At 61.5% G+C, this 17,284-nt stretch carries 13 protein-coding genes; 7 read left to right on the forward strand and 6 right to left on the reverse strand.

Going from position 1 to position 17,284, the window contains the following annotated elements; genetic code table 11:
- Positions 1-23: 23 nt before the first annotated feature.
- Entirely contained in the window at positions 24-938 is a 915-nt protein-coding gene (gene feaR / locus AB7M25_RS09710; protein WP_429519057.1) for a transcriptional regulator FeaR, read from the forward strand.
- Positions 939-1,460: 522 nt separating this feature from the next.
- Positions 1,461-1,772 carry a DUF6124 family protein gene (locus AB7M25_RS09715; RefSeq protein ID WP_454237221.1) on the forward strand — a complete coding sequence of 104 codons (312 nt, stop codon included), beginning with the start codon at positions 1,461-1,463 and terminating at the stop codon, positions 1,770-1,772.
- A gap of 167 nt (positions 1,773-1,939) precedes the next feature.
- Here AB7M25_RS09715 and tynA read toward each other — a convergent pair whose 3' ends face one another.
- A complete protein-coding gene (tynA, locus tag AB7M25_RS09720; protein ID WP_454237222.1) occupies positions 1,940-4,228 on the reverse strand; it encodes a primary-amine oxidase in 2,289 nt (762 codons plus the stop codon).
- A 719-nt stretch (positions 4,229-4,947) separates the two neighbouring features.
- Between tynA and AB7M25_RS09725 the strand changes: the two genes are divergently transcribed.
- The 4 genes from AB7M25_RS09725 (at position 4,948) to AB7M25_RS09740 (ending at position 10,568) form a co-directional block, all read left to right on the forward strand.
- Positions 4,948-6,342 (forward strand): MFS transporter, encoded by a 1,395-nt coding sequence (locus AB7M25_RS09725; RefSeq protein WP_429392322.1) that lies wholly within the window; start codon positions 4,948-4,950, stop codon positions 6,340-6,342.
- 179 nt (positions 6,343-6,521) lie between these two features.
- Positions 6,522-7,022, forward strand: a complete 501-nt coding sequence (locus tag AB7M25_RS09730; protein ID WP_413423013.1) for a sigma-70 family RNA polymerase sigma factor — start codon at positions 6,522-6,524, stop codon at positions 7,020-7,022.
- A gap of 40 nt (positions 7,023-7,062) precedes the next feature.
- Positions 7,063-8,046, forward strand: a complete 984-nt coding sequence (locus tag AB7M25_RS09735) for a FecR family protein (protein WP_454237223.1) — start codon at positions 7,063-7,065, stop codon at positions 8,044-8,046.
- A 98-nt stretch (positions 8,047-8,144) separates the two neighbouring features.
- The gene (locus AB7M25_RS09740) at positions 8,145-10,568 is read left to right on the forward strand and encodes a TonB-dependent siderophore receptor (RefSeq protein WP_429561418.1); all 2,424 of its coding nucleotides are present in this window, start codon (positions 8,145-8,147) and stop codon (positions 10,566-10,568) included.
- Between the two features lie 113 nt (positions 10,569-10,681).
- On the opposite strand, the gene AB7M25_RS09745 is transcribed toward AB7M25_RS09740, so the two are convergent.
- Positions 10,682-11,833: an MFS transporter gene (locus AB7M25_RS09745; RefSeq protein WP_454237224.1), complete on the reverse strand. Its 1,152-nt coding sequence runs from the start codon at positions 11,831-11,833 to the stop codon at positions 10,682-10,684.
- Positions 11,834-11,998: 165 nt separating this feature from the next.
- On the opposite strand from AB7M25_RS09745, the gene AB7M25_RS09750 reads away from it, so the two are divergent.
- A complete protein-coding gene (locus AB7M25_RS09750) occupies positions 11,999-12,991 on the forward strand; it encodes a diaminopimelate epimerase (RefSeq protein ID WP_429383441.1) in 993 nt (330 codons plus the stop codon).
- A 108-nt stretch (positions 12,992-13,099) separates the two neighbouring features.
- On the opposite strand, the gene codA is transcribed toward AB7M25_RS09750, so the two are convergent.
- The 4 genes from codA to AB7M25_RS09770 all read right to left on the reverse strand — a co-directional run bounded on the left by codA (position 13,100) and on the right by AB7M25_RS09770 (position 17,084).
- Positions 13,100-14,344 (reverse strand): cytosine deaminase, encoded by a 1,245-nt coding sequence (gene codA / locus AB7M25_RS09755; protein WP_454237225.1) that lies wholly within the window; start codon positions 14,342-14,344, stop codon positions 13,100-13,102.
- Positions 14,345-14,527: 183 nt separating this feature from the next.
- The gene (locus AB7M25_RS09760; RefSeq protein ID WP_454237226.1) at positions 14,528-15,358 is read right to left on the reverse strand and encodes an alpha/beta fold hydrolase; all 831 of its coding nucleotides are present in this window, start codon (positions 15,356-15,358) and stop codon (positions 14,528-14,530) included.
- Between the two features lie 214 nt (positions 15,359-15,572).
- Entirely contained in the window at positions 15,573-15,929 is a 357-nt protein-coding gene (gene queD / locus AB7M25_RS09765) for a 6-carboxytetrahydropterin synthase QueD (protein WP_003223505.1), read from the reverse strand.
- 75 nt (positions 15,930-16,004) lie between these two features.
- The gene (locus AB7M25_RS09770; protein WP_454237227.1) at positions 16,005-17,084 is read right to left on the reverse strand and encodes a patatin-like phospholipase family protein; all 1,080 of its coding nucleotides are present in this window, start codon (positions 17,082-17,084) and stop codon (positions 16,005-16,007) included.
- Between the last annotated feature and the right edge of the window lie 200 nt (positions 17,085-17,284).

The following is a 17,284-nucleotide window of genomic DNA, read 5'->3' on the forward strand; positions in this document are numbered from 1 at the left end:
AATAAGCCTGCGTGAGGCCTGACATGATTTCTACAACAGCACAGCGTCATGATGGGTTCGACCAGTGGATCCATCAGATCAACCAGATCTGTGGCGCCTTCAACGCACAACCCCTGGGCAGCGAATTTGCCGGGCGCATCCGTGAATACCAGAGCGATGCGCTCAAACTCAGTTTCGTCGACGTGTGCCAGGCGCGGTTGTACCGCACGCCCCAGGAAGTCGCGGCGGGCGAGGGCGGCAAGTATTTCGCGGTGTTCCAGCTCGACGGCACGGCGGGCATGGCCCAGGGCGACGACAAGGTCTTGCTGTCCCCCGGCGATATCACGCTGATCGATGCCTCCCGCCCCAGCGATTTCACCTACGGCGAAAACTCCCGTCAGTTGTCGCTGATCCTGCCGTATCAACTGGTCGAGCAGACCCTGCGCTTCAACCCGGTCAAGTGCGGCCACCGGATCGCCGCGACCTCGCCCATCGCCATGCTCTCGCACCGGCTGATCCTCGATGCCACCCGCCAGCAGCACCTGACCCGCCAGGAAAGCGAAGCGACCCTGGAGGCGATCGTCAGCCTGCTGCGCCCGGCGATCAGCCAGGCCGACGACTGCACCGATGCCCATGAGCGGATCTTCCGCAAGACGCTCACCTGCATCGACGAAAACATTCGCTCCGAAGACCTGTGCCCGGAATGGCTGGCGCGGGAAGTCGGCATGTCCACCCGTGGCCTGTACCGGATGTTTGCCAAGAAGGGATTGGTGGTGGCGCGCTACATCAAGAACCGTCGCCTGGACCTGTGCGCTGAATCCCTGCGCCAATCGGGCAAGGAGCAGAAGTTGGCGGTGCTGGGGTATTCGTGGGGGTTTTCCGATTCGAGCTACTTCTCCACCGCGTTCAAGTCGCGTTTCGGCATTGCGCCGGGGGAGTATCGCAAGCGGTATGCCTGAACACCGATTCACCCTGTAGGAGCCGGCTTGCCGGCGATGGCGGTGTGTCAGATGGCAATGATGCTGCATGACACGCCGCCATCGCTGGCAAGCCAGCTCCTACAAAAGGGGTTTGTGTGCGGCATCCAGCCTGTAGGACGATTCGCAATCTTGTTAACGCCAGGTGCCACAGCTGCTTTTCGTGTTTAAAAGCTCTCAAGGTTACTTCGTGAAAGCCACAGCGCCTTGCGTCGTTGCCTACACATACCCCAGAATCCGCCGGCTTGTGCGCCTTGGGGCCGCTCGGTAACTTGATTCGTGTCACTGATTGTCAGTGATCGGGTTTAGTAGCCCGCGGTTGTTAGTAAGGTGCATAGCGTTCCCTTCAGTCAGGTATTCATATGCCTGCATTTGATGGTGGCTGTGCGCAGGGCGCTTCGGCGCGCCGGTAAATGCTGACTCCCCGGTCTACTAACCTGCGTACAGCCGCCACCCCTCGTTTAGTAGCAAGGTGGTAGCGGCTCCATCCAGGAGTTTGCAAATATGTTCAAAGTGACACCGAATCCGCCGGACACTGATCCGACACCCCCATCCGACCCCATTCCCTCAGCCGCCCACATCATGGCCACCCCGCGCAAACTCAGCACGATGTTCATCGTCAACCCGGAACTCGATACCGCAACCCTGCTGGCCCATGCCTGCGAGTCACTGGCATCGGCCAACGTCATGACCCTGGATCTGGCGGATCGAACGCAGGGGGCAAGACGCAATACCCTGCTGGGCATCGCGCAAGTCATTCTGTTGGGGGAGCTGGCGGTGAACCAGGCGCTGGACCGGATCGATGCGCTTGGGTAAGAGGATCAACGATCGGGATGAGGCCTGACACACTGATGGACTCGCCTGACCACCGATGAACCTTGTAGGAGCCGGCTTGCCGGCGATGGCGGTGTGTCGGATGGCAATGATGCTGTCTGACATACCGCCATCGCTGGCAAGCCAGCTCCTACAAAGGGGGGGTGTGTTTACTTCGGTGCGCTGAGGTTCAACGTCGGCGTTTCATCAAAGAAGTTCCACGGCTTGAGCAGCACATGCACCCACTCGGTCGGCATGATCGGCCATTCTTCGGCGCGGGCGATGTGGGTGGTGCCGGTGGTCAGCCAGACCACGTCGTCGGTGTTCTCGATGGAGTGGTTGTCCTGGGTGAACTGCCCCAGGCCCGAGTCCTTGTCCGAGCGGTTCGGGTACTTGCCTTCCGGGTATTTTTCCTCGGGGTTGTATTGGGTCACCCACAGCTGCTTGTCCATGAAACTCAGGCGGTGGTAGAGCCATTCGTCCTTGCCGAAGTTGGCACCCTTGGCCACCGGGTGGGTGCCGCCGGCGTACGGAATCAACTGATAGGAAACCGGGTTGCCGACCTTGTTCTCTTTGCTGAAGTTGGTCAGCAGGCGCACGGTCGACGGGTCGAATTTCTGCGCCGCTTGCTGCTCGGTGCCGACAACCTTGGTTTCGGTCTGCATGGTGCTGGTGCGCGGGCCGCCGCGGTCGTTGGGCACCACTACCGGGTTCACTTCCACCAGTGAGTTCTGTTCGCCGTCCACGTCCATGTCGAGGCGGAAGTTGTAGATGTGCTGGTGCGTGGTGCCGACGATGTTGTGATCGAGCAGGGTGCCGTAGCGCGTGTCTTCCCTGGCGGTGTCTTCGTGCATGGTTTTGGACTTTACGCCCTTGACCGCTTCGATGCCGGTGGCGCCGGCGTCGATGCCGATGGTGCCGTTCTGCTGGAAGACCCAGTCGAAGATGTAGTCGTAGTTGCCGACGGTGCTGATCCAGCGCACCACCAGTTCACGACGCTCGGTGCTGAGGTTGGGCTGGCCCATTTCCTGGTGTTTGTATTCCGGGCCGGCGTAGCGCTCGAACACCGCCATGGCTCGGGGGATAGCGGTTGGTGCACCGGTGTAGTCGGCGATGGTGGCGTCCAGCAGTACGGCGTTTTGCGGGGCGTCCTTGCCACGGGCGATCGGCGAGGTCAGGGTGCCCATGCCGTAGTCGCCGGAGTCGAGGTAGGCCTTGAAGTACCAGCCCACATCCGGGTCGCCGTAAGGCACGATCATGCCGCCCAGCGAGCCTTCGTACATGATCTTGCGTTTCTTGCCTTTGTCGTCGTAGGTGACGGTGGACAGGATCGGCCCGACCCGCGAATCGAGGCGAACGTGGAAGTCCCAGTTCTGCCAGTGAATGCTGTTGCCACTGATGGTGTAGTTCTTGCCCTCGGGCTCGATGATTTCCAGCGGCTTGACCTCAACGCCCTGGCGTCCGCGCCCGTCATACGGCGTCGGTTTCATCGGCACCGGAATGAGCGCGTCGTCTTCGATCTTGATCAGTTTCTTCTGTTCCAGGTCGACAATCGCCACCAGGCCCTCGATCGGGTGCGCCCAGTAGTTGCCGTCACCGGTGTTGAGGTAACTGACGATTTTCAGCAGGCGCTTGTCCTGCGCCAGGCCGTCCTCGCCGTCGAAGTAGCCGACGGTCAGTGGCGTCGCCACGACCTTCTTCACGTCGTTGATGCCACGCTTGGCCAGGGCCTGGGCGTATTCCGGGCTGCTCTCGACGGCCGATTGTACCGTTGCGAAGTCGTCCAGCAAGACCATGCCGTGGGCGCCTTCGATCGGCTTCCAGGACTTGAGTGTTTGAGTGTCGAGATCCACCAGCGCTTCGATCACGTGTTTGCCGTCGAGCACCACGATCGAGGCCTCGCGCGGCTGGGCGACGTTCTGCCCGGTGAGGGCGAAGTTCCACACCTGATCCTTGGGCGGCGCCTTGACCGAGACTTCGGTGAAACGGAAACCGGGCTGGTAGTTGTCCGATTTCTTGACGATGTCCACGGCCGTGGTGATTTCGGCGGCGCTCAAGGGATTGAGCGGGTTGGGGCGGGTCTCGACGACGAAGGTCTTGTCCAGCCCGGACTGGAACACCTGGTTGATGAAATCGGTGGACATGAACGCCTTATGGTCCTTGAACACCACCGGCACCGTCAGCTCGATGCGCTTGCCGTTGAGCATCGCCACTTTGCTGTCGGGCTTGACCTTGAGATAGACCCCGTCCTTGGCAATGGTGAACAGGTTGGCGTAGTCGTCCCATTTCACCGTGGCACCAAAGGCCTCCAGACCCTCTTGCAGCGGCACCATGTCGGCATGACCGCCGTGGGCCTGGGCATTGTCCACCCAGTAAGGCAGGCCGAGCGTGCCCAGCGTGATAGCCAGGGCGAGGCGGGCCAGCGGTTTTCTGTTTCGCACTGCAAGGGAGGTGAACATTCTGGGTTCCTTCGGAAAAGCCGATAACAGGCATGCCCGCACTTTGCTACAGCTGGTGAATGGCTGCATTGGGAATCCTGCCAAAAACCTTTGGATCTGTGCCTGATTGCGCGCAGTGGGGCGGATTCTGACTGGTTTGCCATCGGTTGTCGTACAACAATGAAGGGGCGATGACCCCTTTCAATACTCACAACGGAGCTAGCGGCGTGTCGCGGTACCTGGGTCCAAGAGCCTGTTTAACGGGTTTATTCGATTACATGTCGCATTTTCAGGGCGGTCAGGCCGTTCAGGTCTAAGGAGTTTTCTTGTTGACAGTGTCCCATGGGACTGGCTATAAATCTCCTAAGTCATACGACGACATATGACATGCACATCCAAACTAAAAATAAAAAGAGTGTCGACCTCAACATGAATCCAATCGCCTCCCTCTCGCCCCTGAAGCTCCCGCGTTCAGCCATCGGCTTCTACGTGCACACACCTTTGCGCCGGTTACCCGTGACAACCCGTCACTGACTCGCGTGAGAAACGCAGGCTGAGCAATCAGCCCCTGTTTCCCAGTGGGTTGTCTGATGAGTTGTCCGAAATCAGTTGGCCCCATCCCTCGGCGGAATATGGCCCGTTTCGTCGTGGACTGATGCATTGAAGTGAAGCCCGGCGGCCCAATCGATCTCGTTTTACACCGAGAGATCATCACCCAAAATCTACAATAAAGTGATGCCATGAACTTGAACGAGCCCATTACTGCGCAACGCGTCAGCCAGTCTGTCGGTAAATACCGATGGACCATTTGTGCATTGTTGTTTTTTGCAACCACCGTCAATTACCTCGACCGCCAGGTGCTCAGCCTGCTGGCGCCGGATCTGTCGAGGCAATTTGGCTGGAGCAACACCGATTACGCCAACATTGCCGCCGTCTTCCAGTTCACGTACGCGATTTCCATGCTGTTCGCGGGCCGTGTGGTCGACAAGATCGGCACCAAGGCCGCTTTTGTGGTGGCGATTTGTATTTGGTCGACCGGCGCCGTCATGCACGCCTTTGCAGAACCCATGGGCGAGGGGATCGCCGCCATCTGTGGCGCGCTCGGTATTGCGGTCATCCCGGTCTCGATCGCCGGTTTCATGCTGTCGCGCGCCGTGCTGGCGGTCGGTGAATCGGCCAACTTCCCGACCGCAATCAAGGTCACCGCTGAGTATTTCCCGAAGAAGGAACGCTCCTTCGCCACCGGCATCTTCAACTCCGGGGCCAACGTCGGCGCGATCCTGGCACCCATTTCGGTGCCGCTGATTGCTGGCCTGTGGGGCTGGCAGACAGCGTTCATCGTGATCGGCATGCTGGGCTTTATCTGGATGGGCGTATGGCTGGTGTTGTACGACAAGCCGGAGCAGCAGAAGCGCCTGTCAGCGCAGGAACTGGCGCATATCCGCAGTGATTCCCCCGCCAGCGCCGCGGTGCAGACGGGCGTCGGCAAAAAGGTTTCGTGGTTCCAATTGTTGAAATACCGTCAGACCTGGGCGTTCGCTTTCGGCAAGTTCATGACCGATGGTGTGTGGTGGTTCTTTCTGTTCTGGCTTCCGACCTACCTGTCGGAGCAGTACGGCCTCAAAGGCGCAGCCATCGTGGTGCCACTGGCCGTGCTGTACAGCATGACCATGGTCGGCAGTATCGGCGGCGGCTGGTTCCCCAGCTATTTCATGGCACGTGGCGACAAGCCGTATGACGGCCGCATGAAAGCCATGCTGGTGATTGCCGTTTTCCCGTTGGTCGTACTGCTGGCGCAGCCATTGGGTCACATCAGCGTCTGGGTACCGGTGTTGCTCATTGGTGTGGGCGCGTCGGCGCACCAGGCCTGGTCGGCCAACATCTTCACCACGGTGTCCGACATGTTTCCGCAAAAGACCGTCGCGTCCGTGGTCGGCATTGGCGGTATGGCGGGTGGGTTGGGCGGAGTCTTGCTGACCAAGATCGGTGGCTGGGTGTTCGACTACTACAAATCGGTGGGTGAAATCCGTACCGGCTACATGATCATGTTCGCCGTCTGCGCGCTGGCCTATCTGGTGGCGTGGAGTGTGATGAAGATGCTGGTGCCTCGCCACAAGGAAATTACCGACCTGTGAATGACGGTTTCGATGGCATCTGCAAGGCGGAGTAACCCGTCGGATTGAACAAGGCCGCTGAGCAATCAGCGGCCTTTTTGCGTTTCGGGTTACGGGGGGCCGTGTTTGAGGTGGGAAGCGATTGCTTTGGCTTAATAAGAAGCATTACTATTCACGCCCCGTTTCCACAGCACACCGCAATGACCCTCAAGCTGCCCCGCAGACACGGCTTTTTCGAGCATTACGAAGAGTTGGTTGGTACCTGGACCCGTCGCCTGAGGAATCGTCAGCAGGCCGAGGACCTGGCCCACGATACCTTCGTGCGGGTGCTTGAGTCCGATTCGGCGCAGGTGGAACAGCCCCGGGCGTATTTGCACCAGACCGCGCGCAACATTGCCGTGGATGGTTATCGGCGTGAGGACCGGCGGGGCGCCATGGAGTCAGAGGCGATCGATCTCAGTGAGTCGCCGACCGGCGACCCGGAGCATTTCATGCACGCGATTCAGCTGGCTGATTCCATCGAGCGGGCGCTTACCGAGTTGCCGGTCAACTGCCGCAAGGTGTTTGTCTGGCAGAAAATCGAGGGCCTGACCCAGGCCGAAATCGCCGAACGCCTGGGGCTGTCCAAGAACATGGTGGAAAAGTATATGATCCGCACGCTTCGGCACCTGCGCGATCGCCTGGACGGGTTGCAGTCATGATCTGTCGCGCCATCTCCTCCCCAGCCCAACAGGAACTTCCATGATGGATACTCGTGATTGTGCGTGCGGGCAAACAACGGTTCGCGATGACGCGGCGCTATGGTTTGTACGTTTGCAGGAGCCTGTCGTCGATGTCGAAGTGCGTCGCCGGTTTCAGGCCTGGCTGGACGAACACCCCCAACACCGAAACGAATTCGAAGTGCTTCAGGGCTTGTGGCGCGCCGCCGATTTGCTGCCGGCGGCGCGTTTGCGTGCCTTGTGTGACACCCCGCCAGCCCTGAAAAAACCTCGTCCGGTGCTGCGTTACGCGGTAGCCGCCAGCGTGCTCGCGGTGGCGCTCGGCCTGGGCCTGTTCAGCAGCCTGAATCATCCGGCGCCTTACACGGCCGAGTTTTCAACGGCCCTGAATGAGCGGCGCCATGTGACGTTGCCGGACGGTTCGGCGGTGGATCTGGACAGCCGCAGCCGGATTCAGGTGCGTTTTGAAAAGGGTCAACGCCACGTTGAGCTGAGTGAAGGCGAAGCGATGTTCAGCGTCGAGCACGACACCCGCCGACCCTTTGTGGTCGAGTCGGGCAGCGGCAAGGTCACGGTCACCGGCACCCGGTTCGACGTACGCCGTGGCGCCAGCGAAACCCGGGTGGTGGTGGAGCAGGGCACGGTCAAGGTCCAGGGGCGCGAGGCTGCCGATCACGATTTCATCCATCTGACAGCAGGCCTGGGCACCCACGTCGATGCCCAGGGCAAGGTCGCGGCCGCCTACGCCGTCAACCCGGCGGAAATGACCGCCTGGCGCAGCGGCAAACTGGTGTTCAACAACGCCAGCCTGGCCGACGTCGCCGAGCAGGTCTCACGTTATCGGGAGAAACCGCTCAAGGTCGCCAGCGCAGCGGTCGGCGATCTGCGCCTGACCAGCGTGTTCAAGTCCGACAACACCGACGCACTGCTCAAGGCCTTGCCGAGCATTCTGCCGGTGGCCGTGCGCACCCTTGGCGATGGCAGCCAGGAAATAATTTCAAAATAAAATTCAGGTTTTTTTCGAGTTCATCGTCTTCCTGTTCAACTGCAACTGGTTTGCATTAACAAGCGCACACTTTTGCGATCCACAGGATTACGTTCGACGTGAAAAACTCCACCGCTAAAAACAACAAATTCCCCTGGTTGCCGCTGGCGCTCGCCCTGGCGGTCAACGTTGCACTGCCCCAGGCCTTTGCGGCCGACGGCATCCGCATCCCGGCGCAACCCTTGGGACAAGCCTTGAGCCAGTTGGGCCAGCAAACCTCGCTTCAGGTGTTCTTCAGCCCTGAACTGGTCGCCGGCAAACAGGCTCCGGCGGTGGATGGCAATATTTCCCCGGAAGACGCACTGCGCCAGTTGCTGCAAGGCAGCGGCCTGCAATACCAGATCGATGAAGGTTCGGTGACCCTGATGCCGGCACCGACTTCGGCGGCCAACGGCCCGCTGGAGCTGGGCGTGACCGACATCAAGGTGGTGGGTGACTGGCTCGATGACGCCGATGCCGCCTTGGTGCAGAACCACCCTGGCGCACGAACGGTGGTGCGCCGCGAAGCCATGGTCGAGCAGGGCGCGATGAACGTCGGCGACGTGTTGAAACGTGTTCCCGGCGTGCAAGTGCAGGACGCCAACGGCACCGGTGGCAGCGACATTTCCCTCAACGTCGGCGTGCGTGGCCTGACTTCGCGCCTGTCGCCTCGCTCCACCGTGCTGATCGACGGCATCCCGGCGGCGTTCGCGCCCTACGGTCAGCCACAACTGTCCATGGCACCGATTTCCTCCGGCAACCTCGACAGCATCGACGTGGTACGCGGCGCCGGCTCCGTGCGCTACGGGCCGCAAAACGTCGGCGGTGTGATCAACTTCGTGACCCGCGCGATCCCGGAACAGGCCTCCGCGGAAATCGGCACCACCCTGGAAACGTCGCAGCACGGTGGCTGGAAACACATCGACACGGCGTTCATGGGCGGTACCGCCGACAACGGCATGGGCGTGGCGCTGTTGTACTCCGGCGTGAACGGCAACGGTTACCGTGAAAGCAACAACGGCAACGACATCGACGACGTGATCCTCAAGACCCATTGGGCACCGACCGATGTCGACGATTTCAGCCTCAATTTCCACTACTACGACGCCAAGGCCGACATGCCCGGCGGCCTGACCCAGGCGCAGTACGACGCGGACCCGTTCCAGTCGGTGCGCGACTACGACAACTTCAGCGGCCGCCGCAAGGATGTGTCGTTCAAGTGGGCGCGGCAGATCGACGATCGCACCCAGGCCGAAGTGCTGACTTACTACACCGACAGTTTTCGTGGCAGCACCATCGCCTCTCGTGACCTGACGACTCTCAATTCCTATCCGCGCAGCTACTACACCTTCGGTATCGAACCCCGGGTGTCCCATGTGTTTGATGTGGGCCCGACCACCCAGGAAGTCAGCGTCGGTTATCGCTACCTGAAGGAAGCCATGCACGAAGAGGCCAGTCGAGTGGCGCTGGTCAACAACGAGCCCGTCGTGCGTCCGGGGGCGGACGGCCATGTCTATCAGGACCGCACCGGTGGAACCGAAGCCAATTCGGTCTACGTCGACAACAAGATCGACGTGGGCAACTGGACCGTCACCCCGGGTATTCGCTTCGAGCACATCAGCACCGACTGGCATGACCGCCCAGTACTCGACACGGCCGGTAAACCGGTGCCGGAGAAAAAACGCAGCATCGAAAGCAACGAGCCGCTGCCGGCCCTGAGCGTGATGTACCACATGTCCGATGCCTGGAAGCTGTTCGCCAACTACGAAACCTCGTTCGGCGCGCTGCAGTATTTCCAGCTGGGGCAGGGCGGTATCGGTAATGAGCCTGCCAACGGCCTGCAGCCGGAAAAGGCCAAGACCTACGAAATCGGTACGCGCTACAACGATGACGTGTGGGGCGGTGAGGTGACGCTGTTCTACATCGACTTCGACGACGAACTGCAATACATCAGCAATGACGTGGGCTGGACCAACCTCGGCGCGACCAAGCACCAGGGCATCGAAACGTCGGTGCACTACGATATGGCGGCGCTGGACCCACGCCTCGACGGCCTGACCGCCAACGCCGGTTTCACCTACACCCGTGCCACGTATGAAGGTGAAATCCCGGGCTTCAAGGGCCGTGACCTGCCGTTCTATTCCCGTCAGGTGGCCACCGCCGGCCTGCGTTACGACATCAACCGCTGGACCTGGAACCTCGATGCGTTCGCCCAGTCGAAACAGCGCTCGCCGGGCACCGGGGTGAACGCCGACGGCAGCTTCAACGGCAACTACATCACCGAAGGTTCCGCCGACGGTCAGTTCGGTGATATTCCGGGTTACGTGACCTGGAACGTGCGTAGCGGCTATGACTTCGGCCCGCAGGTGTCGAACCTGAAACTGGGTGCCGGGGTGAAAAACATCTTCGACAAACAGTACTTCACCCGCTCCAGCGACAACAACTCGGGCATGTACGTCGGCGCGCCGCGTACGTTCTTTGTGCAGGCCAGTGTCGGGTTCTGATAGATCGGGGTGAATTCATCGCTGGCAAGCCAGCTCCTACAAGGGATCCTGCGAGCACATTATTTGTGTACGACATTGATCAACTGTAGGAGCTGGCTTGCCAGCGAAGCTTTTCAGACCTTCAACACCTTCCCACCAATCGCCACCGCCACCAGCAGCACCGCCATCAAGGCAAAGGCGAAACTCAGGCTGCTGCCATGGGCGATGAAACCGATGACGGCCGGTCCCGCGAGAATGCCCGCATAACCCAAGGTGGTAATGGCCGGCACGGCGATGCTCTCGGGCATGACCGTCTGCTTGCCTACAGCGGTGTACAACACCGGCACGATGTTCGAACAACCGGCGCCCAGCAACGCATAACCCACCAGCGCCGCCTCCCAACTCGAGGCGAACGTCGCCAGAAACAAGCCTGCGGCCGCCGTCAGCCCGCCGAACACAATCACCCGTGTCGCGCCCAACCGCCGTACGATTTTGTCGCCGGTCAAACGCCCGGCCGTCATGGTCAAGGCAAACGCCGCATAGCCGAGGCCCGCGTACGCCGTGTCGATGCCACGTTCCTGTGCCAGGAATACCGCGCTCCAGTCCAGCGCCGCGCCTTCGGCGAGGAACACGATGAAGCACATGCCACCGATGAACAGGACGATGCCATGGGGCACCGCGAACGCCGGTCCCGAGCTCTCGCTGCCGTAGGGCAACAGGTGCGGCACGGCCCTGGCCAAGGCGATCAGCAGCATCACGATCACCACCAGCGTGGCCCCCAGCGGCGAAATCCCCAGGCCCAGCAAGCCGCTGACGCCTGCCGCACCGACGATCCCGCCGAGGCTGAACAGGCCGTGGAAACCCGACATCATGTTTTTGCCGCTGGCGCGCTCGACGATCACCGCTTGCAGGTTGACCGTCGAATCCACCGTGCCGAGGCCCGCGCCGAACATGAACAGCGCCGCGATCAAGGCCGGAATCGATGACACCGTGGCCAGCAGCGGCAGGGCGGCACAGATCAGCAAAGTCCCGCCGGTCGTCACCCGCCGGCAGCCGAAACGCGTGGCCAGGATCCCGGCCATCGGCATCGCCAGGATCGAACCGACCCCCAGACACAGCAGCAACAGACCCAGGGTGCCTTCATCCAGCCCGGCCCGGGCCTTGGCATAGGGCACCAGCGGCGCCCACGCGGCGATGCCGAACCCGGCGATGAAAAAGGCGATGCGCGTGGACATCTGTTCCAGGCGGCCGGGAACGAAGGGGGTTTGTTTGTTGAGGCTGGTCATATCAATCCCTGGCAAAAAACGTCGCGTCCTCAACGGACAGTGATCGACCGAGGAGGGTTCGATCAGTGCCCGGAAAGTTTTAAGGTCAAACAGGGCGACATCCTTGCACAGCGTCGCTGTTTTTCGCGATATGTTGAGCCATTCCAATGACACACGGAGGGCGCCATGGCGCAGAGGTACGATGCACGGGGCAATATTTACATCGTGGTAGCGCCCGAAGAGTTGCGCCGTCAGGGCATCGACTTGCCCGATCAGGCGAGCCTGGCAGCGCAAACTCGTCAGGCATGGGCTGGGGCGGCCATCGAAGCCTGCTGCAACTGGGCACCCGGCACCCAACCGGCCGGCAGCAAGGATCATCGCAGCGACGGATTGCTGGTCGGACCGTTCCAGTCCTCGCCACCCTTTGACCTGTTGATCGTCAACACCGACGGCACCCTGGCCGAGCGCAGTGGCAACGGGCTGACGATTTTTTCCCAGGCGTTGAGCGACCAAGGGCTTTTACCTCGCGACGAAGCCTGTCTGCTCAGGGTTCACCACGACAAGTCCGACACGCCTTCACCGGGGCAGACTTCGGTGAAAGCCGCTGAAGTCGAGGACGTGCAGGGTTTCTGGCTTGACCTTGGCCAGCCTGGTTTCGGGCCGTCGGCGGTCAGTGCCGAGGGCGTCGGAACGGCGCTGTTGAATGGCCGCGAACTCAGCCACGTCAAACAGCTGTCGGCACTCAATGGCGCATGGTCGCGCAGCCAGTTCGCGCGGGTTGGTAATCCGCATTGCGTGACGCTGGTCGAAAACGCCGACGACTTGCCGAGCAACGAGCAGATGCGAGAACCGGCGCTGGGTGACGGGTTGATGCAAATTGCCTACGCCATGCCGGTCGGTGCAGGCAAACCCTGTCCGGCGGGGATCAATCTGCAATGGGCGATGCGCTTGTCCGAAGGACACATCGCCGCGCGGGTATTCGAGCGCGGCGAGGGGCCGACGGCGTCTTCGGGGACCAGCGCCAGTGCGGTGGCCTGTGCGGCCTGGCGCGTGGGTTGGGTCAGGGCCGGGGAAGTGAAGGTGACGATGCCGGGTGGCACGGCGCCGATCTTGCTGGAAGAGGCGCGGGGGGAGTTGAGTCGGGTCAGGCTGTTTGGTACGGCTCGGTTAATCGATTGACTTCAAAATAGCCTTCGCGAGCAAGCCCGCTCCCACAGGGTTTTGTGAACGACACAAATCTACTGTGGGAGCGGGCTTGCTCGCGAAGAGGCCAGATCAGTCAACACCTCAGCTCAGCTCACTGAACTCCACCACCGGCATCGTCCGCTTCATCAACACCTTGCCCTCGCGCACCGAGTACAGCGGCGACCCCTGGCTGCGGATCACCTCGTAATCACTCTCCGCCGACAGAATCAGCAGGTTCGCCGGCCGCCCGCGTTCCAGGCCATAGCGCTCGCCGAGGTTCATGGCCCTGGCGCTGTTGTCCGTCACCAGGTCCAGCGCGCTTTGCAGGTTGCGATAACCGAGCATGTGGCAGATGTGCAGCCCGGCCTCGAGTACCCGCAGAATGTTGCCATTGCCCAGCGGGTACCACGGATCGACGATGGAGTCCTGGCCGAAGCATACGTTCATGCCCGCTTCCAGCAACTCGTTGACCCGGGTCACGCCCCGGCGTTTCGGGAAGCTGTCGAAGCGACCTTGCAGGTGGATGCTTTCGGTGGGGCAGGAGACAAAGCTGATCCCCGAATGCCCGAGCAGGCGAAACAGCTTGGCGCAGTAGGCGTTGTCGTAGGAGCCCATGGCCGTGGTGTGGCTGGCCGTGACCCGCGAACCCATGTCACGGCTGCGGGCCTCTTCGGCGAGCACTTCGAGAAAACGTGAATGCGGGTCGTCGGTTTCGTCGCAATGCACGTCGACCAGGCAACCGCTGCGTTCGGCCAGGTCCATGAGGAACTTCACCGAGCTGACACCCTGGTCGCGGGTGTACTCGAAATGCGGAATGCCACCGACCACGTCCGCGCCCATGCGGATCGCCTCTTCCATCAACTCGCGACCATTGCGGTACGACTCGATGCCTTCCTGAGGGAACGCGACGATTTGCAGGTCGACCAGATGCCGGCTTTCCTCGCGCACTTCGAGCATCGCCTTGAGCGCGGTCAGTTGCGGGTCGGTGACGTCGACGTGGGTGCGCACATGCTGGATGCCGTGGGCGGCGAGGGCCTGGATGGTTTTTTTGGCGCGGGTCTTGGTGTCTTCGTGGGTGATGGTCGCCTTGCGTTCGCCCCAGCACTCGATGCCTTCGAACAGCGTACCGCTCATGTTCCAGCGCGGCTCGCCGGCGGTCAGGGTGGCGTCGAGGTGGATGTGCGGCTCGACAAAGGGCGGCACCACCAGGTTGCCGCCGGCATCCAGGTCGCCAGGGCCCAGGGTCGGGGCCTCGATCTGGCGGGCGATGCTGCTGATCAGGCCGTTTTCCAGGTTCAACTCATGCAGGCCTTCCTGGTTGCGCAGACGGGCGTTGATGATGTGCATCGGGCGAGTCCTTTTAGCGATTCGTGTAGGCAATATCTCTACGTTAGCTCGGTGGTGGCGATCCCCGCCAGTTCCAAATGTGGGAGCGGGCTTGCTCGCGAAGGCGGCTGTACATTCGACATATGCATCGACTGATACTCCGCTTTCGCGAGCAAGCCCGCTCCCACAGTGGTTTTGGTTCCGTCAGGAAGATTGGTTCAGGGGCAGAAAACGCATCAGCGCTGCGACTATGGCTTCGGGCGCATCTTCCTGAACCAGATGACCGGCGTTGGGTATCGGATGGAACTGCGCGCCGGGAATCATCTGCTGCAAGGCCCGCCCGCGTTCGACGGGAATCCACTGATCGTCTTCACCCCAGAGAATCTGCACCGGGCAGCGCATCGTCGGGTACAAGCCTTCGGCCTCACGGGTATAACGCTCGTCCATCTGCGCGATCTGCCGGTAGAACGCCGCTTGCCCCGGCTCCCCCAGCCACGGCTGAACGTAGGGGGCGAGTTCGGCGTCGGGGATGTCGCGCTGGATGGCCCCGCGAATGTAGGTCGGCACGATGGCCCGCTGGATGTAATCGGGCAGTCCGCTGAACGCCGCTTCATGTTGGCGTACATGCTGCACGAATGGCGAGCCCCAGGGCGTCAGCGCCACCGGATCGATCAGTGTCAGGCTGCGGTAATCCTTGCCGTTGAGCAGGTGCGTGCGCAGGGCGGTGGCACCGCCGAAGTCGTGGGCCACCACGTCGGGGCGATCCAGGCCCCAATGCTCCAGCAACTGTGCCAGCAATTCGTTCTGCACACCCAGGGACACGTCGCCATCGACTTTCTCGGACTGCCCGTAGCCCAGCAAATCGAAATAGTGCACTCGGTGCGTGGTGATGAAATGCGGGGCAATCCGGTGCCAGACATGGGAGGAGAAGGGCGTGCCATGCACGAACACCAGTGGCGGGCCATCGCCGCGCACGGCGTAACGCACGGAGTGCCCTTTGAAGCGAAAGGTCTGGGGCAGGGGCCAGTCAGTCATGGGTTTGTCCTCTTGGCGGGGGAAGAGGCAAAAAGCATAGGCATAAAAAAACAGCCGATGAAGGCTGTTTTTTTATTTCACTGACAAAACGCTGTTCTCCTGTAGGAGCGAGCTTGCTCGCGAAGAACGTCAACGATTACGCGTGGTATCTGGCAGCCCGCGGTGCTCTGGCGTCCATCGCGAGCAAGCTCGCTCCTACAAGGGGGCGGTGTCTTTATTCGCCGCGATAGATGCAACCGCTGGTGCAGGTTTCGTGGATACGAATCGCACTGAGCTCCGGCAGCAACGGTTTCATTTCGTTCCAGATAAACTTGGCCAGCACTTCGCTGGTCGGGTTTTCCAGGCCGGGAATGTCGTTCAGGTAGTTATGGTCCAGACGCTCGTACAGCGGCTTGAAGATCGCCTTGATCTCGGAGAAGTCACGGATCCAGCCGGTGTGCGGGTCGAGGTCGCCGCTCAGGTGGATCGCCACTTTGAACGAGTGACCGTGCAGGCGCCCGCACTTGTGGCCGTCCGGTACGTGGGGCAGGCGGTGGGCGGATTCGAAAGTAAATTCCTTGAAGATTTCCACAGTGTTTTCAGCTCTGTTCAGGTGGCGTTCGCCGCAGCGATTCGGGCAGGCGGCGAGTTTACCAGTTTGTCCTGACTAAAGGGTCAGCAAGCGCTCGCCGAGGCGACCGTTGGCGGCCAGTTCGAGGAATTCGTCGCCCATGCGGCGGCTTTCTTCCATGGTGGTGCGCCAGTATTTCTGCCGGCTCGGGGCATCGCCCATGAAGCGCTTGAAGTCGTTGCGGTCCGGCAGTTTGCCGTAGGGCAGGCGCGCCAGGTATTCCTTCGACGGGGCCAGCAGCAGTACGTTTTGCAAGCGGGTCGGGCAGGCGCGGCGCCATGGCAGGGTCTTGTCGAACCAGCCGGGAATCACCCGGTCGGTGAAATGCGGGTAGAGCACGATGTCATTGCCGCTGTAGGGCAGGTCCAGGTGATAGTCCAGCAGACCGCCGTCGCGGAAGGTGCCGGCGCCGGCGCCCGGCAGGTCGCGCACGCCTTCCATGACCATCGGGATCGAGCCGGAAGCCAGCAGGGCCTGGCGCAAATTGCCGGCATCGAGGGCGATGAAGCGCGACGGGAAGTCGTTCAAGGCATTGACCGGCGGCGCCAGGCGCGGGTCGTGGATGATCAGGCGTTCGAAGTGCCGGGCCAGCCGCGCCCGGCCGCGCAGGTTGTCGGCGATGACCGAAGACAGGCCCAGCCCCAGGCGACCGCGATGGTCGTCGGCGAGCAGGCCGTGGCTTTTGACCACCATGATGTTCAGGCGGTAGGCGCTGTTGTCGAGGATCGAGGCATCACGACCGTCGAGCAGGTCATCGAGCATGCGCCGCGAGCTCTGGCTGATTTGCGCCATGGTCACGCCCTTGGCAAAGTTTTGCTCGGTGTACAACTGCCCGAGACGCCGGATGCCCTCGGCGGCGTCCGGCAGGCAGGCGCTGGCGAAGCGCCAGGAACCCACCGATGCACCAATCAGCGAGCGCTCCCGCGGTGCCGCCGGCAGCCACTCGCCGAACAGCGCCAGGTCCAGCCCCTGAATCCCCAGCGCCTTCGGACCGCCCGCCGCACCGGGCAAGGTGCCGACCTCGGCGGCATTCAAGCCGCTTTCACGGATGCGCGCAAAAGCGCGCGGACCGGCCTTGAGGGTCAGGGAAGGAAACTTGATGTGGATGGTGGTCATACCGGTCTCGAATGTGGGCAAGCGGGGAAATATAAACACGACATCCCTGTAGGAGCGAGCCTGCTCGCGATGGTCGTCAACGATTACGCTGGTAACCTGACACCCCGCGGCGTTCCAAGGTCCATCGCGAGCAGGCTCGCTCCTACAGGGGATGCGGTGTGGCCAATGATGGCCATTCAGTTTCAATTAAGTTCAGCGGG

This window comes from Pseudomonas sp. AP3_22 TE3818 (genome assembly GCF_053628995.1).

Excerpts from the sequence above, each read along its gene's own strand:
- feaR (WP_429519057.1), top strand. The coding sequence starts at position 24 with ATGATTTCTACAACAGCACAGCGTCATGATGGGTTCGACCAGTGGATC.
- AB7M25_RS09715 (WP_454237221.1), top strand. The coding sequence starts at position 1,461 with ATGTTCAAAGTGACACCGAATCCGCCGGACACTGATCCGACACCCCCA.
- tynA (WP_454237222.1), bottom strand. The coding sequence starts at position 4,228 with ATGTTCACCTCCCTTGCAGTGCGAAACAGAAAACCGCTGGCCCGCCTC.
- AB7M25_RS09725 (WP_429392322.1), top strand. The coding sequence starts at position 4,948 with ATGAACTTGAACGAGCCCATTACTGCGCAACGCGTCAGCCAGTCTGTC.
- AB7M25_RS09730 (WP_413423013.1), top strand. The coding sequence starts at position 6,522 with ATGACCCTCAAGCTGCCCCGCAGACACGGCTTTTTCGAGCATTACGAA.
- AB7M25_RS09735 (WP_454237223.1), top strand. The coding sequence starts at position 7,063 with ATGATGGATACTCGTGATTGTGCGTGCGGGCAAACAACGGTTCGCGAT.
- AB7M25_RS09745 (WP_454237224.1), bottom strand. The coding sequence starts at position 11,833 with ATGACCAGCCTCAACAAACAAACCCCCTTCGTTCCCGGCCGCCTGGAA.
- AB7M25_RS09750 (WP_429383441.1), top strand. The coding sequence starts at position 11,999 with ATGGCGCAGAGGTACGATGCACGGGGCAATATTTACATCGTGGTAGCG.
- codA (WP_454237225.1), bottom strand. The coding sequence starts at position 14,344 with ATGCACATCATCAACGCCCGTCTGCGCAACCAGGAAGGCCTGCATGAG.
- AB7M25_RS09760 (WP_454237226.1), bottom strand. The coding sequence starts at position 15,358 with ATGACTGACTGGCCCCTGCCCCAGACCTTTCGCTTCAAAGGGCACTCC.
- AB7M25_RS09770 (WP_454237227.1), bottom strand. The coding sequence starts at position 17,084 with ATGACCACCATCCACATCAAGTTTCCTTCCCTGACCCTCAAGGCCGGT.